The organism is Pedobacter aquatilis (genome assembly GCF_030409415.1).
GTDB lineage: Bacteria > Bacteroidota > Bacteroidia > Sphingobacteriales > Sphingobacteriaceae > Pedobacter > Pedobacter aquatilis.
The window spans coordinates 57991-83584 of sequence record NZ_JAUFPW010000011.1 but is presented as its reverse complement, the minus strand read 5'-3'; the positions used below and the strand labels follow the sequence as shown (position 1 = coordinate 83584).

At 36.0% G+C, this 25594-nt stretch carries 17 protein-coding genes, 1 tRNA gene and 1 other RNA gene; 9 read left to right on the top strand and 10 right to left on the bottom strand.

Features of this window, described 5'->3' with window-relative positions:
- Window position 1 precedes the first annotated feature (1 nt).
- On the bottom strand, window positions 2-2212 hold the full coding sequence (locus QWY86_RS03410) for an ATP-binding protein (protein ID WP_290238759.1): 2211 nt from the start codon (window positions 2210-2212) through the stop codon (window positions 2-4).
- A gap of 136 nt (window positions 2213-2348) precedes the next feature.
- On the opposite strand from QWY86_RS03410, the gene QWY86_RS03405 reads away from it, so the two are divergent.
- Window positions 2349-2726 carry a response regulator transcription factor gene (locus QWY86_RS03405; RefSeq protein ID WP_290238757.1) on the top strand — a complete coding sequence of 126 codons (378 nt, stop codon included), beginning with the start codon at window positions 2349-2351 and terminating at the stop codon, window positions 2724-2726.
- Here QWY86_RS03405 and QWY86_RS03400 read toward each other — a convergent pair.
- Together QWY86_RS03400 and QWY86_RS03395 are read right to left on the bottom strand one after the other, a co-directional pair.
- On the bottom strand, window positions 2723-3529 hold the full coding sequence (locus QWY86_RS03400) for a mechanosensitive ion channel family protein (RefSeq protein ID WP_290238755.1): 807 nt from the start codon (window positions 3527-3529) through the stop codon (window positions 2723-2725). The two genes, QWY86_RS03405 and QWY86_RS03400, sit on opposite strands and share 4 nt — an antisense overlap.
- Window positions 3530-3551: 22 nt before the next feature.
- Window positions 3552-3704 carry a hypothetical protein gene (locus QWY86_RS03395; protein ID WP_290238753.1) on the bottom strand — a complete coding sequence of 51 codons (153 nt, stop codon included), beginning with the start codon at window positions 3702-3704 and terminating at the stop codon, window positions 3552-3554.
- 284 nt (window positions 3705-3988) lie between these two features.
- Between QWY86_RS03395 and QWY86_RS03390 the strand changes: the two genes are divergently transcribed.
- A complete protein-coding gene (locus tag QWY86_RS03390; protein ID WP_290238751.1) occupies window positions 3989-5107 on the top strand; it encodes an alpha/beta hydrolase in 1119 nt (372 codons plus the stop codon).
- Window positions 5108-5553: 446 nt separating this feature from the next.
- On the opposite strand, the gene ku is transcribed toward QWY86_RS03390, so the two are convergent.
- Window positions 5554-6324, bottom strand: a complete 771-nt coding sequence (gene ku / locus QWY86_RS03385; RefSeq protein ID WP_290238749.1) for a non-homologous end joining protein Ku — start codon at window positions 6322-6324, stop codon at window positions 5554-5556.
- A gap of 126 nt (window positions 6325-6450) precedes the next feature.
- On the opposite strand from ku, the gene QWY86_RS03380 reads away from it, so the two are divergent.
- Entirely contained in the window at window positions 6451-8721 is a 2271-nt protein-coding gene (locus tag QWY86_RS03380) for a glycosyltransferase family 4 protein (RefSeq protein WP_290238748.1), read from the top strand.
- 263 nt (window positions 8722-8984) lie between these two features.
- On the opposite strand, the gene QWY86_RS03375 is transcribed toward QWY86_RS03380, so the two are convergent.
- Window positions 8985-10457: a glycoside hydrolase family 130 protein gene (locus QWY86_RS03375; protein ID WP_290238747.1), complete on the bottom strand. Its 1473-nt coding sequence runs from the start codon at window positions 10455-10457 to the stop codon at window positions 8985-8987.
- Between the two features lie 157 nt (window positions 10458-10614).
- Here QWY86_RS03375 and QWY86_RS03370 point away from each other — a divergent pair, with 157 nt between their 5' ends.
- Complete coding sequence (locus QWY86_RS03370) at window positions 10615-11748, top strand: sensor histidine kinase (RefSeq protein ID WP_290238746.1); 1134 nt, start codon at window positions 10615-10617, stop codon at window positions 11746-11748.
- Here the strand turns inward: QWY86_RS03370 and QWY86_RS03365 are convergent, their stop codons facing one another.
- The 3 genes from QWY86_RS03365 to gltB all read right to left on the bottom strand — a co-directional run bounded on the left by QWY86_RS03365 (window position 11749) and on the right by gltB (window position 18965).
- Window positions 11749-12795, bottom strand: coding sequence for a metallophosphoesterase (locus QWY86_RS03365; RefSeq protein ID WP_290238745.1), 1047 nt, complete (start codon window positions 12793-12795; stop codon window positions 11749-11751).
- A gap of 201 nt (window positions 12796-12996) precedes the next feature.
- The gene (locus QWY86_RS03360) at window positions 12997-14463 is read right to left on the bottom strand and encodes a glutamate synthase subunit beta (protein ID WP_290238744.1); all 1467 of its coding nucleotides are present in this window, start codon (window positions 14461-14463) and stop codon (window positions 12997-12999) included.
- A 2-nt stretch (window positions 14464-14465) separates the two neighbouring features.
- Window positions 14466-18965, bottom strand: a complete 4500-nt coding sequence (gltB, locus tag QWY86_RS03355; protein WP_290238742.1) for a glutamate synthase large subunit — start codon at window positions 18963-18965, stop codon at window positions 14466-14468.
- A gap of 633 nt (window positions 18966-19598) precedes the next feature.
- Here gltB and ffs point away from each other — a divergent pair.
- Together ffs and fsa are read left to right on the top strand one after the other, a co-directional pair.
- Window positions 19599-19698: signal recognition particle sRNA small type (gene ffs, locus QWY86_RS03350), an RNA gene on the top strand.
- A 111-nt stretch (window positions 19699-19809) separates the two neighbouring features.
- Complete coding sequence (fsa, locus tag QWY86_RS03345) at window positions 19810-20469, top strand: fructose-6-phosphate aldolase (protein ID WP_290238740.1); 660 nt, start codon at window positions 19810-19812, stop codon at window positions 20467-20469.
- A gap of 157 nt (window positions 20470-20626) precedes the next feature.
- Here the strand turns inward: fsa and QWY86_RS03340 are convergent, their stop codons facing one another.
- Both QWY86_RS03340 and QWY86_RS03335 read right to left on the bottom strand, forming a co-directional pair.
- A complete protein-coding gene (locus QWY86_RS03340; protein ID WP_290238739.1) occupies window positions 20627-21121 on the bottom strand; it encodes a D-glycero-alpha-D-manno-heptose-1,7-bisphosphate 7-phosphatase in 495 nt (164 codons plus the stop codon).
- Window positions 21122-21404: 283 nt separating this feature from the next.
- Window positions 21405-22691 carry a sugar MFS transporter gene (locus QWY86_RS03335; protein WP_290238737.1) on the bottom strand — a complete coding sequence of 429 codons (1287 nt, stop codon included), beginning with the start codon at window positions 22689-22691 and terminating at the stop codon, window positions 21405-21407.
- Between the two features lie 739 nt (window positions 22692-23430).
- On the opposite strand from QWY86_RS03335, the gene QWY86_RS03330 reads away from it, so the two are divergent.
- The 3 genes from QWY86_RS03330 to QWY86_RS03320 all read left to right on the top strand — a co-directional run bounded on the left by QWY86_RS03330 (window position 23431) and on the right by QWY86_RS03320 (window position 25525).
- Window positions 23431-23503, top strand: a tRNA-Lys gene (locus QWY86_RS03330).
- 257 nt (window positions 23504-23760) lie between these two features.
- Window positions 23761-24999 (top strand): site-specific integrase, encoded by a 1239-nt coding sequence (locus QWY86_RS03325; RefSeq protein WP_290238735.1) that lies wholly within the window; start codon window positions 23761-23763, stop codon window positions 24997-24999.
- The gene (locus QWY86_RS03320; protein WP_290238733.1) at window positions 24992-25525 is read left to right on the top strand and encodes an ORF6N domain-containing protein; all 534 of its coding nucleotides are present in this window, start codon (window positions 24992-24994) and stop codon (window positions 25523-25525) included. Before QWY86_RS03325 ends, QWY86_RS03320 begins: the two co-directional genes overlap by 8 nt.
- Window positions 25526-25594 lie beyond the last annotated feature (69 nt).

Genomic DNA, 25594 nt, shown 5'->3' with positions numbered 1-25594 from the left:
TTTAGTTTTTAAAAGCTACGTAAAAAGTAGAGCCTTCGTTTAGTTTACTGTCAAACCAAACTCTTCCATCATGTTTTTCTACAACTCTCTTCACAATCGCTAACCCAACTCCTGTTCCATCTATTTCCTTAACATTGTCCATGCGCTTAAAAAGCTCAAAAACTCTATCATAATATCTATTATCAATTCCTATACCATTATCTTTAATTGTATAGATTATTTCATCACCATCTTTTTTAGAAGATATTTCAACTATTGGTTTCTCTATTGTTGATGAATATTTAACGGCATTACTTATTAAATTAGTAAATACTTGAGCAATCATTGTTTTATCGCCCTTTAAATCTGCTAATTGCCCTAATTTTAGTTCGGCATTGTCTGCTTTAAAAGCAGCCCAAACTTCAGTAGTAATCTCTTTCAACAAAGATTGCATATTAACTGTTTCAAAAGTAACATCAGAACGACCAACCCTTGCCAGATTTAAAATTTCCTTAATTAGGAAATTCATCTTATCTGCAGCATTTAAAATCCTACCTAACATTTTTCTACCATTCTCGTCTATGCTCTTATTTTTTAACAATAATTCTGCATAAGTTTTAACCGATGTTAGTGGCGTTCTTAAATCATGAGAAACCGTGTAGCTGAATGTATCAAGTTCATCGTAGGCAGCCTGAAGCTTTTCATTCAACTGCCTGATTTCATTAGCTTTTTTATTTACATCAGTAATAATAATTTCGCGTATGCGAAGTACTGAAGCTATTTCTTCTGCAAGCCACTTTTCTGAAGTATTGTTAACAACCTGCGACCATTTTTCAAACGATTTTCTTGGCGATAAACTAAGCATTCCATCTGCGGATGGATTTACAGGTTTCTCTGGATTTCCAGCCCAATGAACTGTTGTAATTTGCTCGGGCTTAAACCATATAATTAATTCATTTAGCTCTTTGCTTAAAGTGCAAGCTAAAACGCCAGAACCTACATTTTTATACTTTTTTGCAGGATGAAAAATTTCTGATAAACGATGCGTATAATAAACAGATTCTTCGTTAATTTTTTGCAACCATTCAGAAAGTTCCCAAATGTCTTCATCGTCCGGAACGTTCCCTAAGGTCTTAAGCGTTTTTTCAAAAATTATAGCAACACCGCTCGCTTTGGTCACATCAAGAATTGTACTATTATGCTCGGTAACGGCGTCAAGCAAGAATTTATCCCTTGCAAGATGTTCTGTGAGTATAGAAGCTGTATTTTTAAATTTTTCAATAATCTCAGAATCTTCCTCGCCCTGACGATATTCTAGAGCCGACGAAAGAATTTGACCGATTAACTTAGAACCTTCCCTTGCCTTATAATCGATAAATTTAGCACTATAGTTATGGCATGCAATTAATCCCCAAAGTTCTCCTTTTAACATTAGTGAAATACTAAAGCTAGAATGCACACCCATATTTTTTAAGTATTGAATGTGAATTGGTGAAACGGCCCTTAAACCACTGTTGGTTAAATCTAAAGGTTTCTCATCTTCAAAGGTAATTATTGGAGCATCGTCGGTATTTACATCAGCTATTAAACGGGTTAAGTTTAGCTTATATAATTCTCTGGCTTGTTTAGGTATATCTGATGCTGGATAATGTAAACCAAAAAATGGTTCTAAATCAGGCTCCATTTCTTCGGCAACGACCTCGCCATGTCCATCTTCCTGAAATTTATATATCATTACCCTATCATAATTGATAAGTTTTTTAACCTCGGCAGCAGCAGCTTGTAATAAACTGGAAACAGTTTTGCCTTGTAGCATTGCAGAGGCGGAACGACCAATTGAACTCTGAATATCATATTGTAATGTGAGCGGTTCAAATTCAAGTAGCCAATCGTTTACAGATGATGAAATAATTAGATAGTATTGTTTACCATTAATTTCTGTTGGATGCGGACTTATCGCATCGAAACTCTTTCTGATGATTCCAAGCTTAAGTAAATCCTCTACATTAAACTGCTGATCGTTTTGAGTTATAAAATTATTAAGAACCTCAAGCGATTTATCGAGTAAATTCTTAGCTGGCGCTCCTAAAAATGTTTCAGCATTTTCACTTAAGTATGATATTTTGAAACTTACTTTATTAACAGCAATAAGAAAGCCATGTGATTGAACCTTTCCAGGGATGTGAATTGGCTCTTTATCACAATTTGTTAAATCTACAGAGAATTTATTCATAAATGCATTTGTATTGCAAAAGTATCAGATTTTCTGAATTATCAAATCCTCTAGAGCTAAATATGGCGAAATTATTCAATTCAGTTTTGCGGTTTATTTTTTATTATATATTTGTTGAAAATTAAAATTTATCCCGTTGGCAAAAAAAAACATTTTGGTTGTTGAAGATAACCATGCTATTTTAGATGTTATAACTCTTATTCTTGAAAGTGAAGCTTTTAACGTTGATGGCTTAAATAAAGGCGCCGACTTTATTGAGCATGTTAGAGATTTTAAGCCTGATGTTATCATCATGGACATCATGCTACCTGATATTGATGGAAGGGTTTTGCTTAAAGAACTTAAAGAAACTGCGGATACAAATCACATACCTGTTTTAATGATTTCTGCACGATACAACGCAGGAAATTATATGTTAGATGAAATTGCTGCTGATGATTTTATGGCAAAGCCATTTAATATTGATGAACTTATGGATAAAATCTATTCGTTACTCAAAAAAACTGATGCTTAATCGGTCATTCCAGGCAACTTTAAGCCGCTGTTTTTTAGGTTTTGCATAAGTTCTTTTTGGAATGATAGTTTAGTATCTGTAAAACCATGTGCATTTACCCAAACATTTAAAGCCACTTTATAGCCGCCATCTTCAAGTGCAGAAACGCCTATTCTTCGTTTGGGTGTCTTTAAACATTCCTTAAATTCGTCTACAGTTTTATTAAAAATTTCTTCAACTTTATTAAAATCTATTCCATAATTAAATTTCATTTCGATATCTAAACGGCGACTTCCCTGCCTGCTTATATTAATAATAACTTCGTTTGATAACTTTCCGTTGGGTATAACAACAGAACGATTATCAAAAGTGGTCACTATTGTATAAAATATTTGAATTGAAGTTACAGTACCTTCTTGTCCCTGTGCTAAAATATTATCGCCAACAACAAAGGGCTTAAGTAGTAGAATAAGTACGCCGCTAGCAAAGTTTTGTAACGTTCCGGATAATGCCAAACCAGCGGCAACGCCAATCCCACCAATTAAAACCGTTAAGAAAGTTAGCTGCAAACCAATGATTTGCATCACGGTTAAAACCAACAATATTCTAAGCGCAATTAGTATTAAACTGGTTAAAAAAGGTCTTAACGAAGGGTTCACATCCTTTCTAGTCATACCATTTTTAAGCCATCTACCCAAAAGTTTAATAAGCCAAAAACCTAATATTAGAATGAAAATACCTAATAGAACTGTAGGGCCTTTTTCGATTATCCAACTTATCGCCCTATCACTAAATTTATTAATTGTACTTGCGTCTACATTCATACAATTGGTGATTGCGCTTTAATTAAGGTTTTTTATGTTTTGCCGATGAATCTTTTTCTACATTTACTGTTTTAGCATCTTTAGATGATGTCACTTTATCACCGGCACCTTTTGCCTTTGATGTTTTTGGCGCAGTAGCCTTGCTACTTTCTGCCGATGTTTTTGAATTTTTCATAAACGATTGGTTATAATAATATATTTAAATTGTTCTCTCTAATCCAGTTAAAAGCACATTCTTTAAAATCATTGCTATCAACTTCACCTGTGTCTCTTAGGCCAAAAATATTATCTGTTAAGCCAGTTATTCTGTTAACATCATTTTAATTATTTATATAGAACAAGCTTTTGCTTAAGATGTTTGGTCATCATATAAATTCTAAAAAGTTGTGAAATAGATGAAACACTTATCTGATTGATAATGTTATAGATTCAAATTTCGAAGACAATTAGATTAACCCTATGAAAAACAATGTATTAAAATGGCCAACCGCTATTGTAGCTTTAGCCATAACAATATCAGCGTGTAACAGTGGCTCAAATAGTTCTGTTACAACCGATTCAACATCAGCTGATTCTGCTAAAACATCAACACTTAAACCTGCTGGACCACCACCCGAATGGGGAAAAACAATAAAGCCAGAAATGCAGGCTGTTATTGAAAAACTAGCCAGTTATGAAGACAAACCTTTAGAAACTTTAAGCGCTGTTGATGCCCGTAAAAACCATACGCCAACTGATGCCGTTATGGATTTAGTTGCCGCTAACAATATTGCAATACCTGCACCAAAAGTAGATACAGTTGGTAGAGACATTGATGCAAATGGTGCAAAAATTCATGTTAGAATATATACACCAAAAGAAGCCAAAGGACCTTATCCGGTTATTGTTTATTATCACGGTGGTGGTTTTGTAATTGCAAATTTGGATGTTTATAATGCTTCAGCACAAGGTTTAGCAGAACAGGTTAACGCAGTTGTTGTTTCCGTAGCATATAGATTAGCACCAGAAAATAAGTTTCCAACGGCACATAATGATGCCTTTGCTGCTTACGAATGGGTGGTAAAAAATGCAGCAAATATAAAAGGAGACCCTGCCAAAATTGCTGTTGTTGGTGAAAGCGCAGGTGGTAATCTTGCTGCAAATGTTTCTCTTATGGCTCGCGACAAGAAGATAATGGTTCCTGTTCATCAGGTTTTGGTGTATCCAATTACACAGGCGAATATGGAAACAGAATCGTACAAAATGTATGCAGAGGCAAAACCTTTAAACAAGGCAATGATGACTTGGTTTACAGAGAAGTATTTGAATACTATGGTTGAAGCAAAAAATCCTAAAATTTCTTTAGTTGATGCAAAGCTTGCTGGTTTACCTGCAACAACCATTATTACGGCAGAGATTGACCCTTTGCATGATGACGGTACAATGTTAGCCAATAAATTAGCAGCAGCAGGTGTGAAAGTAAATAGCAGAAACTATGAGGGTGTTACCCATGAGTTTTTTGGAATGGCAATTATTGTTCCTGAAGCAAAAGAAGCACAGGCATACGCCTCTGAACAATTGAAAGCAGCGTTTAAATAAAACTTTCTTTTAGAGGCTGTTTCAAATTAGAATTTGATAATTTGAGAAATGATTTTATCTTATCGTCATCCCCCAAGGCGCAAATCCTAAAGCGCCATACAAACCGCTTTAGGATTCCCAATTAAATTGGGAATGACGATTGTTCTAAAATATTCATTGAAATTAGTTTCACGTGTCGTTCCCGCGAAGGCGGAAATCTTAAAACAAATATTAATCGCTTTAGGATTCCCAATTAAATTGGGAATGACGATTGTTTTAAAATATTTCTTTAAATTTAGTTTCACGTGTCGTTCCCGCGAAGGCGGGATTCTTAAAACAAATATTAACCGCTTTAGGATTCCCAATTAAATTGGGAATGATGACTGTTCAAAATATTAATTACAATTTGGTTTCACTTCATTCCCGCAAAGGCGAGAATCCTAAAGCGCCATAGAAGTCTAAAATTTTTACGCTCCTTTTTTCGAACTCAAACTTTGCATAAGTTGTTCGTATAAATCATCACTACTCGCTTTTTGAGGTTTCATTTTCTTAACCGTAGCACGTTTTCCTTTAGCTTTTGCTTTAACAATTTTTAAAAGCTCATTATGGTATTCATCCTTAAAAGCACTTAAATCAAATTTGCTGGAGTATTGTTTTATTAAAGCCAAACCAACATCCATTTCTTTCTTGGTAATGTTTATGTCATCAACCTTAGTAACCTCAGATAAACTTCTGATTTCTTGTTCAAACCGAATTTTTGTAATTACAATTACGCCCTCCATTGGGTGAATAACGCAAAGATTTTCGTTGTTACGCAATACAAAACGGGCAACACCTGCTTTACCCGATTTTTCTAAAGCTTTTAACAACAAAGCGTAAGCCTTTCTACCCTGCTTTTCGGGTTCGGTATAATAGGATGTTTCGTAATAAATTGGATTAATTTCCTTTATATCAACAAAATTCTCCAGCTCTATAATTTTTGTTTTCTCCGGAGCAGCTTCTTCAAAATCATGCTTTTCAAGAATTATGTATTTATCTTTTAAAAAATGTCCTTTTACAATTTTCTCGAAAGGAACTTCTTTATGGGTGTTTTCATTAACACGCATGTATTTGATTTTAGCATGATCGCGTTCATCAAGCATATCTAAATCCAGATTACTGCTCTGTACTCCGGAAAATAACTTTACCGGAATATTTACTAAACCAAAGCCAATTGAACCTTTCCAAATCGATCTCATATCATTTTATTTTATTTTTTTATAACAAGACAGCGTTTCATATTGTTTTTAGATGGAATTGTCAAATTATACACAAAGCAAACTATTTCAGATTACTCATGTTATCAATATATCTATCCTTGAAATATGAAAATTGCGTATATATCAACCTATCCACCAAGAGAATGCGGACTTGCTACATTTAACCAGAATTTGGTTAATGCGTTAGCGCTAAATTCAACTTACGAAGCAGATAAAAGTTTTATAATTGCTATGAATGAATCTGATGATTTAAACGAACATCAGTACCCAAATGAAGTTAAGTTTGTAATCCGCCAGCAAAACCAGCAAGATTATTTAGAAGCAGCAAAATTTATAAATGATAGCGAAGTTGATGCTTGCATAATTGAGCATGAATTTGGTATTTATGGCGGCAACAGTGGCGTATTTTTATTATCACTAATAAACAATTTAAAAAAACCATTTATTACAGTGCTGCATACGGTTTTAAAAGAACCGAATTTTATGCAACAAACTATAATTAAAGAAATTGCATTAAAGTCAGCAAAAATTGTAGTGATGAGCAAAAAAGCAGTTTTGTTTTTAACCAGCATATATCAGATTCCATCAGCACAAATACAGCTAATTGAACACGGTGTACCAGATTTAGAGCCTTCCTCTGATAATGAATTGTTGCACAGCGATTTATTTAACAATAGAAAAGTACTTTTTACTTTTGGTTTAATAAGTCGGAACAAGGGGCTGGAAACTGTAATCAAGGCTTTACCATCCATTGTAAAAAAGCATCCTGAAGTATTATACGTTATCCTTGGAAATACACATCCTGGTGTGGTTAAGCATAATGGAGAAGAATATCGCGATAGCTTAAAAGCTTTAGCAAAAAACTTAGGCGTTGAAAACAACATCGCGTTTGTAAATAAATTTGTATCAGAAACAGAACTTCACCAATATTTAACTGCGTGTTACTTGTATATCACGCCTTATCTTAACGAAGCACAAATTACAAGCGGAACTTTATCTTACGCCGTTGGCGCTGGTGCCGCAGTAATTTCTACGCCTTACTGGCATGCACAAGAATTACTTGCCGATAATAGAGGCAAATTGTTTGATTTTAAAAATGATAAACAACTCGCTGAAATCGCCAATTCGCTTCTAGAAGATAAAGATAAACATGAGCAACTTAAGAATAACGCATATCAGTATGGCTTAAAATTAAGATGGCCTGAAATAGGAAATGTTTATATCAACACGTTAGACGAAGCTATTAAAATGGTTAGAAAACCAAATAGAGCTATACCTCCTATTATAGATGTAGATAATATGCCAGCGTTAAATCTTAGTCATGTTGCTTTATTAACGGATGATACCGGAATTATACAACACGCTAAGTTTGGCATACCCAATTTAAAGGAAGGATATTGTATTGATGATAATGCCAGAGCTTTAATATTATCAATACTTGCGTACGAACAAGACAAAAACCAAAAAGCGCTGAAATTAATGCCCGTGTATTTAAGTTTTATTCAATACATGCAACGTGAGGATGGTAATTTTAGGAATTTCCTGAGTTTTAACAGAAATTATCTGGATGAAGTGGGGTCAGAAGATTCTTTTGGAAGAACAGTTTGGTCTTTAGGTTATTTAATTTGCGCAGCACCCAACAATTCTTACCGAGAGTTTGGGCGGGAATTATTTTCAAACGCTGTGAAGCATTTCAAAGATTTAAAACATATCCGTTCTATTGCAAATACAATAATTGGTATTGGATATTATTTAAAAGCGCATGATGGCGATGAATTATTGATTAATGAAATTAACCGTTTGTCGAAAACCCTTAAAGATGCATACATTGCTAACAAGGATGGAAACTGGCATTGGTTTGAAGATATTTTAACTTACGATAATGCCATTTTGCCCTTGGCCTTACTAAACCATTATGATGTTACAGGCGATTTAGAATCATTTGAAATTGCAATGGAATCAATTGAATTTCTAAACAGCTTCTCATTTGAAAATGGGTATTTAAACCCTGTTGGTAATGCGGGGTGGATGAAAAAAAATGGCAAAAATCCAGTTTACGACCAGCAGGCGCTTGAAACAATGGCAATGGTATTATTATATTATAAAGCATTTGAGGTAACTAAAGATGATAAATATTTAAGTTTAATGCACATTAGTTATGAATGGTTTTTAGGCAGAAACAGTTTGCACATTCCTTTATATGATTTTGAAACACATGGATGTGCAGATGGACTACAATTTAATAGTGTAAATAGGAATCAAGGTGCAGAAAGTACTTTAGCCTATTTTATATCGCATTTAACGGTTTTAATGGCTGCAGAAATTGAATTTCAAAGCCTTTCATCGCCTTTGTTGAATGCAGAAAAAATGTGCTAACAATATTAATGTGAATAAAAAAAGCCGGATTTTATAATCTGGCTTTTTTATTTTTGTGCTAAACCATCCGTTGTTAATAAGCCCGATGGTAATGACATTCTGTAGCAGAAACAATCAAGACGTGAAAAGTTTCACAGAATATTAATGAACAGCGGGGCTGCATTAGCCATAATTTGCTGAACATTCACTTCCAAGAAAAAACCTCAAACATTAATTTTGAGGTTTTAAAATATTTTACTCCAGAGGATGGAACTTACCCAAAGCTATTCTGCATTATTCTCTAATAACTTGTTTAGCAATAATTCTAAATTTACCGTAGCAAATGATGAACTATAATCGGATAATCCGTAAGGAATAATCAATTCTCCGTTGCTGATTATTGAACCGCATGAATAGACTACATTTGGTACATAACCTTCACGTTCATCTCCATTTGGAATAATTAAGGGTTCTTTTAAATGACCGATTTCTTTACTCGGATCTTCCAAATCTAATAAACTTACGCCTATGCAATATCTACGCATCGGACCAACGCCATGTGTCATTAGAATCCAGCCCTTGTCAGTTTCTATTGGCGAACCGCAATTACCGATTTGTACTAAATCCCAATCATAGCGTGGTTGTTTAAGTAAAACAGGATTCTCCCAAACATTAATTTTATCAGAAAACATAAGATAATTATTCCAGCCATCTATCCTACTCATCATTACATATTTTCCATTAATTTTTCTGGGGAACAATGCCAGGTTTTTATTCTGCGCACCATCGCCGTATAATGGAATAACTTTAAATTCGTAAAAATCTTCTGTTTGAACCAGCTTCGGAATAATTAAAGAACCATCAAATGCTGTGTAGGTTGCATAATAACTTACCTTTCCATCTTCTTTAATAAACTTAACAAATCTGGCATCTTCAATTCCCTTTCGTTCAAATTCCGAAATCGGGAAGATTACCCGGTCAGATAAATCTGTATCTTTCGAAAAACTAATGGTATGGTAGGTATCAGAAAGCCACAAAACTTTATCATATTCTATCAACCTGGCAGGATTATCTTTATGCAGTGTTTTAGAATCTTTAATGATATTACTTAGACTGGTATATTCAAATTTATCATCCAACTTAGATTCAATTTCTTCTAAAACTAAAGGATCTATTTGTGCATATGCCGCCTTTTTAAGAAACAATTTTTTAACATAAATTGCGTTCCTTATTACTTCAGCTTCATCAACGTAATTACCTACAGGTAAAACGGATATATTATTTTTAGCATCAATTAAAGCCCTTCTAAAAACTATTGATGAGATGTGACCTTCACCTACTGCTCTAAAGCTAATGATCACCCTTTTTTCGCCTTCAACCAAATCAGTTTGGTCTGGATCATCAATAATGCTGGGGTTAAAAAATGCTGCTGATTCTATTGAATACTCATGTGTAAAGTAAGCACCAATCAAAAGTTTTGTGTAAGGATGTAAATCTTCTAAATCTACATTTAATAAAGAAAGCTGCTTTTTGAGTTTTTTACAATGTCTGTTTAATATTTTGGTAATGTTTCTATGCCGTTTAGAATATTCTTGTAAAATTGGCGAAACAAGAGAAAAGATTTTTTCATCAGAAAATTGCAAAACCTTTTTTATGACTTCCAATGCTCGCTCTTCTCCATTAAAGAAAAATCGGGCTATGACTCTTTTTGTATCAGGATTAACTTTTACTGGTTTCCGTTCTATGTGTAATCTCATTATGTATGTATTTTGGAGATAAAAATTTCTTTCTTACCTACCCCGTTCTTCGATTTATTAGTAACTAAATTTACAGTATAATTGTTTCAATTTTGTCTGTTTCCCATATTTATCATAATAATCTTTAACTTTAAAATCTGTAAAATATTCTCATAACATGTCTGAAATTTTAGAAATCGATTTATTAAACAAAGAAAACAATCGTTTAAAAAAATTAGAACGCTACGAAATTTTACAAACACAACAAGAATTAGCCTTTAATGCTTTAGCAAAACTTGCTGCCAATATTCTTAACGCCAATTATGCTGCAATTTCTTTTGTAGGCGATGAATCTGTATTTCACAAAGCAATGGCTGGAACGCCATCAACTAATATAGATAAGCTATGCAAAAAAGCCATTAACAATCCTGAAATTACAGTTGTTAAAATTAACGCTAACCTATTTTTTATTGCTTCGCCCTTAATTACACCCGAAAATTTAATTGTTGGCACACTCCATGTCTTGGTCGATTCTGAGGTAAATCCTTCTGAGGAACAAAAAGAAATGCTTAGAAATTTGACTGTGTTAATAATTGATAAGTTAGAAACCAGATTAGCTATGCGAAAAACCATGCGTGCTCAAGATCACCGGGTAAATATGCTTGTGCATGATTTAAAAAACCCAATGACAACGATTTCACTTCAATCGGAATTAGTTGGAAAAATGCCAGGTATTGATGAACGAACAAAAATGATTGCCGGAAAAATTAATTCACAATCGAAAAATATTGTTGAGCGCTTAAATCACATTGTAAGCATCGCACGAAGTGAAAATGCATCAGTAAAGCTTCAAAAAACCAAAGTAAACATTAAAATACTTTTGGAGAAAATTACTAATGACTTCGAAATAAGACTTAGGAGAAATGATTTGACACTTTTGGTTGATATCTCAGAGGCTTCAGAAATTTATGGAGATGAGGAAAAACTATACCAAATTTTTGAAGAACTCATTAATAATGCCATTAAATTTTCGTCAGCTGGTAACGAAATTACAGTTTGGTCTGCACAAAGTGATGATAGACTAATCATCTCCATAAAAGATAATGGTACCGGAATTTCTGGTCGAGATTTAGAAAGACTTTTCGTAAAGTTTGCCAATTTTAGTAATGCCCCAGTTAACTTACATAGAGCAGAAGGTTTGGGCTTATTATTAGCCAGAACTATTGTTGATTTACACCATGGAAAACTTTGGGCAGAAAGTGATGGAGAAGATAAAGGCACAACATTTCACGTAGAACTGCCCCTAAAATAATCAAGTAAAGCTAACAAGCGATTCCAATTTCATTTCTTCTAAAACAAATCGTTTTGAATCGTTGGTCTTTTTGTAAGACCATTTTATCAGTCTGATAAAACCATTTTCAATTTCAATGCCTGTGATATCGCCATCATTAAAGCAGCAGCAACCAGTATTAAAGTAAGCCGATTTATATTTTTTGAGTGGAGGCATTTTTTCGCCCTTACCAATTAGCTTATTCAGTTCTGCTTGTAATTTTTCGATTTCAACCACATCATTCTTTTGTTCTGCCAATTGTATTTTTACATACAAACGTTCTAAATGTGTTAACGATGCAAATACAGGTTGATGCGTGTGTCCGGTAATTAATGCCATATTATTTTCCTTTTCAACCCAATTATACATCATTGCATTATGAACAGTTTTCAATTGATTATCATAAGCAGGCGTATTTGGATTAATTTTTAAGTATGATTGTAAAGGCGCCCAAATGGTACTCACAAACCATTTGCTAAACCAATTACCATCACTTTGTAAATCGCCTTGATGACCATGTGTTAAGAAAATATCGAGTTTTTTATCATTGATGCTATAACGTAAAACTGCGCCCTCGTAAATCCGAATGCTTTTGCCATAAATCCTGTTTAAGTTGAAAGACGACAAAGGATCATTATCCCAATATAGATCATGGTTACCGAAAATTTTGGTAAAGGCATTTCGATCGATAAATTTGCGCTCAGCATCAAATGTATTTTTATTGTGTTTGATAACTGATTCCAGTAAATTCTCCCAGAGTTCTTCGCTATCACCTAAATTGAGGTAATGAAAACCTTGCTGATTGTAAAAATTTAAAGCTTCAAGGTAATTTCTTTCAGCTAAGGTAAAATCATCGGCAAAATCTCTAGCGCCTTTATGCTGATCGGATAGGATAATATATTTTTGGTTGAAATCAGCATCGAATATTAAGCCCCTTTTGCTATCGTTGCTATCAATTTTTTTGTGAAGTTTAGATAATGCTTCATTTATTCTTGCTGCATTAGGTCTTGAGCCGAATTTATTCGACATTCGGATTACCCAGTTACTTAATAAGCGTTGAAGCAGCTTGCGCATAAAATTTTTGTTGAATTAGCTTAAATTTAAAGTCTACATGGCGAGGCACAAAGCAATCTTGAAGCAAGAGAGATTGCTTAATGCCTCGCAATGACAAGATAAAAAAAAGGCTGCAATTACTTGCAGCCTCCGGTTTTGAATTATTTAGGTTAGAAATTATGCGTATGCAACTGCATCTTTAGATGGTAATTTAGTCTTACCCATTAAGTATTCATCAACTTTACGGGCGGCTTCTCTTCCTTCAGAGATTGCCCAAACCACTAAGGATTGTCCACGGCGAACATCACCGGCAGCAAATATTTTTGCTATATTAGTTTGATATGTATGTTCTGATGCTTTAACATTACCTCTGTTATCCAACTCAACGCCTAATTTTTCTATCAAGCCCTCTTTCTGTGGATGTAAGAAACCCATTGCCAATAGAACCAGTTCACATTGCAAATCCCTTTCCGTTCCGGCAAGTTCTTTAAAAGTAACCGGACGACCATTTGCATCAATTTCCCATTCCACATCAACCACTCTTAATGCTTTCAGGTTGCCATTTTCATCTGCAATAAAGTTTTTCGTATTTACCGACCATGCCCTTTGTGCACCTTCCTCATGCGATGATGTATTTTTCAATAACATTGGATAATTTGGCCAAGGCATATGTTCTGTTCTTGCTTGCGGCGGCATCGGCATAATTTCGAACTGGGTTACAGATTTAGCACCATGACGATTTGAAGTGCCTATACAATCCGAACCTGTATCGCCACCACCAATAACAATTACATTTTTGCCGGTTGCCATAATATCTTCTGATAACACTTCCCTGCTGGCTACACGTTTATTTTGTTGCTTCAAGAAATCCATAGCATAATGAACGCCTTTAGCTGCTCTGCCGGCAATTGGTAAATCTCTTGGAATAGTTGAACCTCCTGCTAAAACAATTGCATTAAAATCTCTCAGCAAAGTGCTGATTTCTACATTTTCGCCAACATTTGCATTGCATTTAAAAATGATACCTTCTTCCTTCATCAAATCAATGCGTCTGTCGACAACATTTTTTTGAAGTTTAAAATCAGGAATGCCGTAACGCAATAAACCTCCCGGAGCATCATCACGTTCAAAAACCGTTACCTCGTGTCCGGCCTTGTTTAACTGTGCCGCTGCGGCCATACCAGCCGGACCAGAACCAATAACCGCTACCTTTTTACCCGTTCTGATTAATGGTGCTTTTGCTTTGATAAAGCCCTTGTCGAAAGCAATTTCGATAATGTGCTTTTCAATTTCTTCAATGGAAACTGGCGGACGATTAATCCCTAAAACACATGCAGATTCGCATGGTGCCGGACAGATTCTTCCTGTGAATTCAGGAAAGTTATTGGTACTTAGCAAAATATTTGCTGCTTGTTCCCATTTACCTTGATAAACGGCATCGTTAAATTCTGGAATTACGTTACCCAATGGGCAACCTGATTGGCAGAATGGAACGCCGCAATCCATACAACGGGCAGCTTGTTTATTTAATTCTGTTGATGGTAATTCATTTAAGAATTCACCATAATGTTTAACACGAGCTGTAGCCGCTTCTCTAGTGGGCGCAACTCTATCGTATTCTTGAAATCCTGTTACTTTTCCCATGATTAGTGTGTTTTAACTTGTTGACTACGTTTTGCTAATACCGCTTTGTATTCTTTAGGGAATACCTTGACAAAATGGTTCGATTGCGTTTTCCAATCGCTTAAAATAAACTCTGCAACTTTACTGTCTGTCAATCGGATATGCGCTTTAAGTAAGGCTAATATTCTTTCTTCATCCTCAGCTTGTAACGGATCTAGATCGACCATTTCTTTATTGCATTTTCTTGCAAAAGTCTTATTCGCATCGTAAATCCAAGCTACACCACCACTCATACCAGCTGCAAAATTACTTCCTGTATCACCAAGAATTAAAACTTCGCCACCTGTCATATATTCGCAACCGTGGTCGCCAACACCTTCTACAACTGCCGTAGCACCTGAGTTACGCACAGCGAAACGTTCACCTGCTTTACCTCTTGCGAATAATTCACCAGATGTTGCTCCATAGAGTGCAACGTTACCAATGATAATATTTTGCTCCGGAACAAATGTTGAGTTAGCGAATGGATAGATAGCTAAACGAGCACCCGATAATCCCTTTCCAACATAATCATTTGCTTCACCTTCAAGTGACAATGTAACCCCTTTAGTATTAAAAGCACCAAAACTTTGTCCGGCAGAGCCGATGAATTTAAAGTTAATGGTATCTGGAGGTAAACCTGCACTCAAATGTACTTTCGAAATTTCGTTAGATAACATCGTACCCAAAGAACGGTCGGTATTTTTAACGTTAAAGCTTGCAAAAACCGGTTCGTTGTGTTCTATAGCTGGTTGGGCTGCAGCAATCAACTGGTGGTCTAAAACATGGGTTAACCCGTGATCTTGTTTTTCAGTATTAAATAACGGCAATCCATTATCTTCTGCTTTGAAAAGAATGGCCGATAAATCCAGATATTTCAACTTCCAATCTTCCTCAGGTAATTCGCGTACTTTTAAAATGTCTGCTTGTCCAATCATTTCGTGAATGGTTCTGAAACCTAATTCAGCCATAATTTCACGTAATTCTTCCGCCAGGAAATGAAATAAGTTGACAACATGGTCTGCATCACCGCTAAATAATTTTCTTAACTCAGGGTCTTGCGTGGCCACACCAACCGGGCAAGTATTTAAGTGGCATTTACGCATCATAATACAACCAGCGGTTACTAATGCTGCGGTTGCAACACCCCATTCTTCAGCGCCTAGTAAGGCTGCAATGGCAATGTCCCTTCCTGTTTTTAGTTGACCATCGGTTTGTAAAACGATTCTGTTACGTAACCTGTTTTTAACTAATGTTTGATGCGCTTCTGCCAAACCTAATTCCCAGGGTAAACCTGCGTGTTGAATTGAAGTTAAGGGCGATGCACCTGTTCCTCCGTCAAAGCCTGAAACCAGAATTACATCGGCATGTGCTTTAGCCACACCGGCTGCAATCGTACCAACACCTGCTTTTGAAACGAGCTTAACGTTAATTCTTGCCGCACGATTTGCATTTTTCAAATCATAAATCAGCTGTGCTAAATCTTCGATTGAATAAATATCATGATGCGGCGGTGGCGAAATCAAACCAACGCCTGGTGTAGAGTGACGAACTTTTGCAATCCAATCATCTACCTTATCACCCGGTAATTGACCGCCCTCCCCAGGTTTAGCACCCTGAGCCATTTTAATCTGTAACTCATCAGCATTAGTCAAGTAATAACTCGTTACACCAAAACGTGCTGAGGCCACCTGTTTAATAGCCGAACGCATGCTGTCGCCATTTTCCATTTTGGTATAGCGCATTTCATCTTCACCACCTTCTCCGGTATTACTTTTTCCGCCGATGCGATTCATTGCGATAGCTAAGGTAGAGTGTGCCTCATGAGAAATGGAACCGAATGACATTGCTCCTGTTGCAAATCTTTTCAAAATTGCTTCTGTAGATTCAACCTCATTCAATGGAACTGGTGTTCTGCTATAATTAAATTCAAACAATCCGCGGATGGTATAAGCTTGTTGTGTTTGCTCATTTACCAGTTTCGAATACTGCTTGAAGATATTGTAGTCGTTTTTACGCGTTGCATTTTGCAGTAAATGGATGGTTTGCGGATTAAATAAATGCGCCTCCCCTTTTCTGCGGAATTTATATGTTCCACCAGCAGGCAATAGGTTTTCGGTTTGCGTTGCCGGACCAAAACTGCGATGGTGTTTAATTAACGTTTCCTTAGCAATTTCATCCAAACCTAAACCGCCTACACGAGAAACAGCACCAGTAAAATATGTATTTACAACTTGTTTATTTAAGCCAAGGATTTCAAAGATTTGAGCCCCTTGATAAGATTGTAAGGTCGAGATACCCATCTTCGAGAAGATTTTAAGTAAACCCGCATTAACCGCATAAATATAGTTTTTGGTTAATTTTTCTGCTGATAAACCCGATTCTTCCTGGAAACCATTAATGGTTTCTAAAGCTAAATACGGATTGATTGCCGTAACCCCAAAACCTAACAGGGTAGCGAAATGATGAACTTCCCAGATATCGCCAGCCTCGATAACGATACCTACCGCACCGCGATAACCTTTGCGAATTAAATGGTGGTGAACAGCTGAAACGGCTAACAAAGATGGCATTGCGGCATGTTCCGAATCGATTGCCCTATCCGTTAACACGATAACCTGGAAACCATCCTCAACAGCATCAACCGCATAACGGCAAAGTCTGTCTAAAGCTTTAGCCATTGCACCCGGTTTGCCATCAGCTCTGAAATAAGTTTGCAAGGTTTTTGCCTGGAAAACGCCAGTATCAATACTTCTTAGTTTTTCTAACTCCTGATTGGTTAAAATTGGATGTTTAATGGCAACACAGTGCGCTTGCTTGGGATTTTCATCCAGCAAGTTTCCATTGCTACCCATAAAACTCGCCAAACTCATCACCACTTTTTCCCTAATTGGGTCGATTGGTGGATTGGTAACCTGGGCAAATAATTGTTTAAAGTAATTGGATAAATGCTGAGGACGTTTTGATAAAATCGCCAAGGGCGTATCTGTTCCCATCGAACCGATTGGTTCTTTGGCATCAATAGCCATCGGCTTTAAAAGCAAATCAACATCTTCTCTACTATAACCAAATACCTGTTGATATTTAAAAATAGATTCTTCTGAAAGCCCGGTAAACATTACACGTGGCTCTGGTAACTCCTCTAAGCGGATTTGATATTGGTTAATCCAATCCGAGTAAGGACTTTTGCTACAAACCTGCGTTTTTATTTCATCATCGCTGATGATTCTGCCTTGCTCCATATCCACAACGAACATTTTGCCAGGCGTTAAACGACCTTTTTCAATAATTGTACTTTGGTCGATGGCTAATGCGCCCGCCTCAGAGCCCATGATAACGCGGTCATCAGAGGTAATGGCGTAACGCGATGGACGTAAGCCGTTTCTGTCTAATGTTGCACCAATTAACTTACCATCGGTAAAGGCAATTGCCGCCGGACCATCCCAAGGCTCCATTAATGTTGCATGAAACTCGTAGAAAGCCTTTTTCATCGGGTCCATGTCTTCATTACCATCCCAGGCCTCCGGAACCAACATCATTAAAACATGTGGCAATGTTCTGCCTGCATGTAGCAACAACTCAATTACGTTATCCAAACAACCCGAATCAGAATTCGTTTCATCGATAACTGGTAAAAGCATATCCAGTTCTTCAGGCGTAAAGTAGGCTGAAGCAAATGATTTAACACCGGCCCTAAACCAGTTTAAGTTTCCTTGTAATGTGTTGATTTCACCGTTATGCGCAATAAAACGGAATGGCTGCGCCAATCTCCAGGATGGAAAAGTATTTGTAGCGAAACGTGAGTGTACCAAGCCCAATGCTGAAACCACACGTTTATCAGTTAAATCGTTAAAATAGGTACGAACTTGCAATGATGTTAGCTGACCTTTATAAATAATGGTTTGCGCAGAAAGGGAAACAATGTAAAAATCCTTACCGCCATGAACTGTATTTACAATTAGTTTAATCAGGTAATTCTTAAAAATATAAAGCTTACGTTCGAAATCGGCTCCAGGACTAACCGCGTAAGGACGGGCAATAAAAACCTGCTCTATCTCCGGCTCAACTGAAAGTGCCATACTGCCAATATCAGTAGTATCAACATCAACCTTTCTAAAACCTAAAATTTCTAATCCAAGTTTTTCAGCAGCACGATAAATAAGCTCTCTACATTCTTCTCTCGAACGAATATCCTTAGGCATAAATAACATACCAACGCCGTAGTTATTGGTTTCTGGAAGGCTAAAGCCAGCTTTAAGACATTCATCGTAAAAAAATTCGTGAGGAATCTGAATCATAATCCCGGCACCATCGCCAGTATTCGGTTCTGCTCCACTTGCCCCTCTATGATCTAGATTTTCTAAAATAGTAAGTGCATCGGAGATGATTTGATGCGATTTCCTCCCTTTCACATGCGCCACAAATCCGATACCGCAGGCATCGTGTTCGAATTGCGCATTATACAATCCACTGTTTGGTTCCATTCTTTGCTCGTTAGTTTGTTAGTGTATAGGAAACACTAAGTTAAAAAAAATGAATTACAAATTATAGACTTGATACGATTTTTAGAATTATTTTAGTTACTAAGTAAAAAAACATGAATAGATTAAAATATCAATAATATTTTAGCATAAAATTTATAATTCTAATAATGATGATTTTTTAATAAAAATGTGCTTTTTCAACTAAATTCTTAGCTAAACCGATTTAATAAGAATTTCATATATAAATTCTCTATTTATAAATAAACATATCAAGTCCTATTGCCAGCTCTTTTAATATTCAAAATAAGAAAACGTGGCCAAGCAAAACAACTAAAGTAGAAAGCCTAATAAAGAATACTATTGGATGATTTTCTCAACCATGGCAGAAATCATATTTCGCATAACACAATCAACGAAAAACGAGCAACGAACAACCTACTACTTCAATCAACGAAAACGAGCAACGAAAAACCTACTACTTCAATCAACGAAAACGAGCAACGAACAACGATTACCACACCTTCAAATCAAAAAAACAAAATTATTAAATTACTAATCAGCATGATAGCCATATAGATTAAAAAAATTGGAAAATGGGTTTTGCGAAACCACATCTTTTTCTACCTTTGTGCCGGGCAAGTCTTTTACGACCAGCTCCCTTTGAACTCCCCCAGGATGGGAACATAGCAAGGGTAGAAGGTTGTAGCGGTGCGATAGAAGTTGCTTGCCCATTTTTTCTTTTCCCTTAATCCCTCCGAAAAAGTTCGGAGTTAACTCTGAAGGGGTTAATTAAATTCTTCAGGGTTTAATCCAATAAAAACTCAAATATTTAGAATTTATAACCATGAAATTTTTTATCGACACAGCAAATCTTGACCAGATTAAAGAAGCTCAGGATTTAGGCATTTTAGACGGCGTAACAACTAACCCAAGCTTAATGGCTAAGGAAGGTATTACTGGCGATCAAAACGTAATTAACCATTATAAGGCTATTTGTGATATCGTTGATGACAACGTGAGTGCAGAAGTTATCTCCACTACTTACGATGAAATCGTTAAAGAAGGTGAAGCTTTAGCAGCGCTTAATCCGAAAATTGTTGTTAAAGTGCCAATGATTAAAGATGGCGTTAAAGCAATTAAATATTTCACATCAAAAGGAATCAAAACCAATTGTACTTTAATTTTCTCTGCCGGACAAGCATTATTAGCCGCTAAGGCTGGTGCAACCTACGTTTCGCCCTTCTTAGGCCGCTTAGATGATATTTCTAGCGATGGATTGGTTTTAATCGAAGACATCAGAACCATTTTTGACAACTACGGATACGAAACTCAAATTTTAGCAGCTTCAATCCGCGGACCATTGCACATCGTAAACTGCGCTAAATTAGGCGCTGATGTTATCACTGCTCCATTGGCAGCAATTGTTGGTTTATTAAAACATCCATTAACAGATAGCGGCTTAGCAACATTCTTAGCAGACCACGCTAAAGCGGCGGGTAAATAAGTATAAAGTCAAAAGCTAAAAGCTCAAAGCAGAAAGCGTACTTTCAAGAAAAAGTCCTAAGAAAAGAACCACATTGATTCGAAACTTAGGACTTTTTTTATGCCGATTATCTATTTTCTATTTCCCATCTACCCTTTTCCATCTCGCATAGTCCATCTTACATGGCAAGAACTTCCTTTACTTTATCGTAGTTAATCTGTTCATCCGGCTCGATTAAAATCCCCTTCACTCCTGCTCCGTTTGCAGCTTCAACATCGCGTGGTTTATCGCCAATCATTACCGATAAAGACGGATCGATATCATACATATCAATTGCGTCTAAAATCATTCCCGACTTAGGTTTACGACATTTACATTCGCCGCCAACAGTTGGGTGGTGTGGACAGTAATAAAAACCAGCAATATCTGCACCTTTGGCAACGAAAGCATTTCTAAGCATTTGATGCATAATGGCCAATTCCTGCTCAGAATATCTCTTTAGTGCAATACCACCCTGATTTGTAATTACAATCAATAAATAACCTTCATCAAAAAACTTCTTTAATACAGGGATTTGATAATCAAGGATTTTGAAATCTTCGACACGGCAGATATAATCGTATATTTCATGGTTTAAAACACCATCACGGTCTAAAAAAATAGCTTTATTCATTGGGAATTAATTTAATGGCTTTCCAAAAGCCTCAGATTGTTACGCAGGCAAAATAAGCGAAAATAACTTGTATAAGAAAGAGATTCCAAATGTCAATAGCTCATCACACGTCATTGCGAGGTACCAAGCAATCTATTTCAAAATGTAATAATCAATTCCTAAACAAACAATGGAAAACGAAAGGCGAAAAACGAACAACGAAAGACAAACAACGAAAAACGGAAAACGAAAAACGAAAAACGAAACACGAACAACACATTTCATTTTAAGCCTGTACAAAAATCTACTTAATATTCAATCCAACTTTATGCCCTTTTACAGCAAAGTATAAAATATATAGGTAGCAAGGCAGAACCGTTACGAAATACGCAAGTTGAAAATCTAATCCCAACTCATCCTTAATAAAAGCATACAACAACGGCCAGATTGCACCGCCGGCAATACCCATAACCATTATCGCCGAACCAGTTTTGGTAAATTTACCCAAATGACTAATGCCTAATGGAAATATCGCCGGCCACATTAAAGAATTTGCTAAACCCAATAAGGCAATAAAGATAACAGAAGCGTAACCTGAAGTTAAGTATGCAACAAAGGTAAATACTAAACCTAAAATTGCACATATCCGCAATGCAGCTTGTTGTGAAATATATTTCGGTATGGCAATTATGCCAACGATATAGCCAACCAACATACTACCCAAGGTTAGCGATGTAAAATATTTACTGATGTCGGCGCTTATGCGCAGAGCTTTACCATAAACACCAATAATATCTCCAGCCATAACCTCTGCTGCAACATAAACGAAAATACAAAACGCACCTAAAAACAAATGCGGAAACTGAAAAATGCTTTTATGTTGAACAACTTTGCCTGCTTCTTCATCTACAACATCTTCCTCAACCTGAATTTCCGGTAGATTGGTAAATCTGATAATTGCTGCAAATATTGAAAAAACAATAGCCAGGACGAAGTAAGGCGTATTAACCCTGCCTAAAAGATCATTTAATAATTGCTCCTTAGCTAAACCCGTGGCAGCTTCAATCTTTTTCTCGATAGCTGAAGCATTTTTAAGAAACAATGTGCCCATGATAAACGGTACAATTATACCTGCAAATTTATTGCAGATACCCGCAATACTGATTCTTTTTGCCGCACTCTCTATCGGACCAATTATGGTTAAATACGGATTGGATGCCGTTTGCAACAGAGCCAATGCAGCACCCTGCACAAAAATTCCGGTTAAGAAAAGTCCAAATGTTCTGCTTTTTGCTGCCGGAATAAATAGCAGTGAACCCAATGCGAGAATAAATAAGCCCAGTATAATACCATTTTTGAAACCAACCTTCTTTAATATCCATGATGATGGCAAGGCTAAAAAGAAATAGGCCATGTATGAAGCAAATGTTACCAGGAAGGCTTGTATATCGGATAAACCAAAAGACAATTTGAAGAATGGAATAAGCGTTCCATTTGCCCAGGTAACAAAACCGAAAATAAAAAAGAGCGCACAAATAACAATAAGTGGCTTTGGTCCCTTATTTTGAACTTGGTTGATAGTATTTGACATAAAGATTTGCTTGGTTTTGGTTGATTTTGCCAAACTAAGCAATAATTTTATAATATTTTACATCAAACGTTTGTGTAATTTTACTAATGGCATTAATAAATATTAAAACGAACAAACAAAACTTACGAGCGTATAAAAAAACAAATTTCTGGAAACAAAAAAAATAATGAGTTAAGCTTTAGTATAACTCACTAAAATTTAAACACGAAACACAAACTAATAGATTTTAAATAGACAAATTGTAGATCAAAACATTGATTTAAGAGAAAATTCAGTCTAAAAAATTAATCTTACTCTTTAGCACTTTGGTTGTACCAACAAGCAGCATAAATCAATGTTCTTCTACTACTTATATACCGTTTACTAACCATTTGTTAACCTTTTAGGTAAGCAAGGGGTTAACAATGGGTAATGAATGGGTTAACAAAGGGTTAACAATGGGTAATGAATGGGTTAACAAAGGGTTAACTAATCTGCACCGAAGGGTTAAGAAATGAGCAACTTGTTTGTCACGAGCTTTTAGTTATTGCCATGCATTGGCCAACATTTAAAACACTAATCAGACAATTGACATACAACCTAAAAACGTTGATACCACCACCAATTTACCCTAAAAGCATTTAATCTTTCTATAAATCAATACTATAGAATATTTGTAGATATTTTATTTGCAGGAAATACCTAAGAACCCTATATTTGCACCACTTTAAAGGAAACGGTTAAACGTAAACTTTAAATTGATTCCGTAGCTCAGCTGGTAGAGCATTACACTTTTAATGTAGTGGTCCTGGGTTCGAATCCCAGCGGGATCACAAAATCAATGTCAAAAAACGCTAAAAGCCTGCAAATCAAACATTTGCAGGCTTTTAGTTTTTTACGAAAATGTCATTTTATGCATCGTTTAGGCGTGTTTTGGCATAGTCTGGTGAGTAATCTGGTGAGTTGAGCTAAATTTTAAATTTACTCACCAGACGGCTTAACGAATTGAATTACAAGCCGTTCACCTCCCGCACATCTTGTAAAGGTCTTACTGCAATCCTAATTTTGTTTCACTCTTAATGTTATCATTATGAAAACCAATTTTAGTGTTCTTTTCTATTTGAAAAGACAAAAAAACTATGAAGGTGATGTAGCACCGATTTACATCCGACTCACACTCAACGGTAAACGGGCAGAGATTTCTACTGCACGTTCCTGTCATCCTAGCCTGTGGAACTCGTTTTCCGGTAGAGCCAGTGGTAAAAAAGAAGAATCAACGACTCTGAATTTTCAGTTAGACCAGCTGCAACGAAAGGTCTACGATGCATACAAGTCGCTGTTAAATGCAAATGAAGAAATTTCAATTGCGTCAATCAAAGCAAAATTCCAGGGCAAGGAGATTAATATGTTGTCCATCCTTGACGTTATCGATGAACACAATGATGAAATGAGAGCACTGGTCGGAAAAGATTATGCGCTTGGTACGCTCAAACGTTTTCTAGTCCTTAGAAAACATGTTCAAGAATTCATTCAAAGAAAATACAAACTGGAAGATCTTGATTTAAAGAAGGTAGATCAGAAATTTATAAGTGATTTTGATTTTTACATCCGATCGGTAAAAAAGTGCTCGAACAATTATACTGTTAAAGTATTGAAAAGTGTCGGTAAGATCATCAACATTAGTCACCACAATAAACTAATTGAAAATAATCCTTTCATCGGATATAAAGGCAAAACAAAGAAGACAGACAGATTCTTCATTGACGAGGACGAACTTCAGAAAATTACTGAAAAGGAATTCTCCTCTGAAAGACTTGGCACAGTTCGCGATGTATTTTTATTTTGCTGCTATACTGGTCTGGCATATACAGACGTCAAAAATTTAAGAAAAAATCACATCAATAAAGGTATCGATGGTGAGCAGTGGATAGTCAAGGTAAGGCAAAAAACCAATACCCGTTCTGCAATACCGATTCTCCCACAAGCGCAAGTGCTATTAGATAAATACGCTGACCATCCTATGTGCGATGGGAATATGCTACTGCCGGTTCATAGCAACCAGAAAATGAATGAGTATCTGCACGAAATAGCGGCCATATGCGGGATAAATAAAAAACTAACAACACATATTGCCCGCCATACCTTCGCAACAACTGTAACGCTGTTAAACGGGGTTCCAATTGAAAGCGTATCCCAAATGCTTGGCCATACCAACATCAGAACTACCCAACAATATGCCAAAGTTGTGGACATTAAGGTTGGTGCTGATATGGCCAGGCTGAGAGAAAAATTATTGCAAAAATTAAATAAGAAAAATTCAGATGGATAATCACATAATTACTGATGAATTGGTCCTTAACCAGATTTATCTCATTAGAGGTTACAAGGTAATGATTGATTCAGATCTTGCTAACCTTTATGGCGTGGAAAATAAACAGCTTAAAAGGCAGGTAAGGAGAAATATTGAACGTTTCCCTGATGATTTTATGTTCGAAATCACGGCTGACGAGTATTATAATGCAAGGTGCCAATCTGGCACCTTGGAATCTGGGACTAATTTAAAATACCTTCCCATGGCCTTCACAGAGCAAGGCGTCTCAATGCTTTCGAGCGTATTATCAAGTCCAAGAGCGGTACAAATGAATATTCAAATTATACGAATTTTCACCAGGGTCAGAAACATATTACATGATAATATGGAAATCAAACTCGAAGTCGAAAAGATTAAAAAAAAGTTGGATAATCAGGATAAGAATATGGAGATCGTATTTAAATATCTTGATGAATTATTGAATAAGCCAGAATTACCGAAACCAATAAGGAAGCGAATAGGCTTCAAACCAGATGATTTGTAAAAGACCAATAGTTTTCAAAGGTCAACAGTATGTGCCAAAAAATGCAAAAGAGCTCATCACAATTTGTGA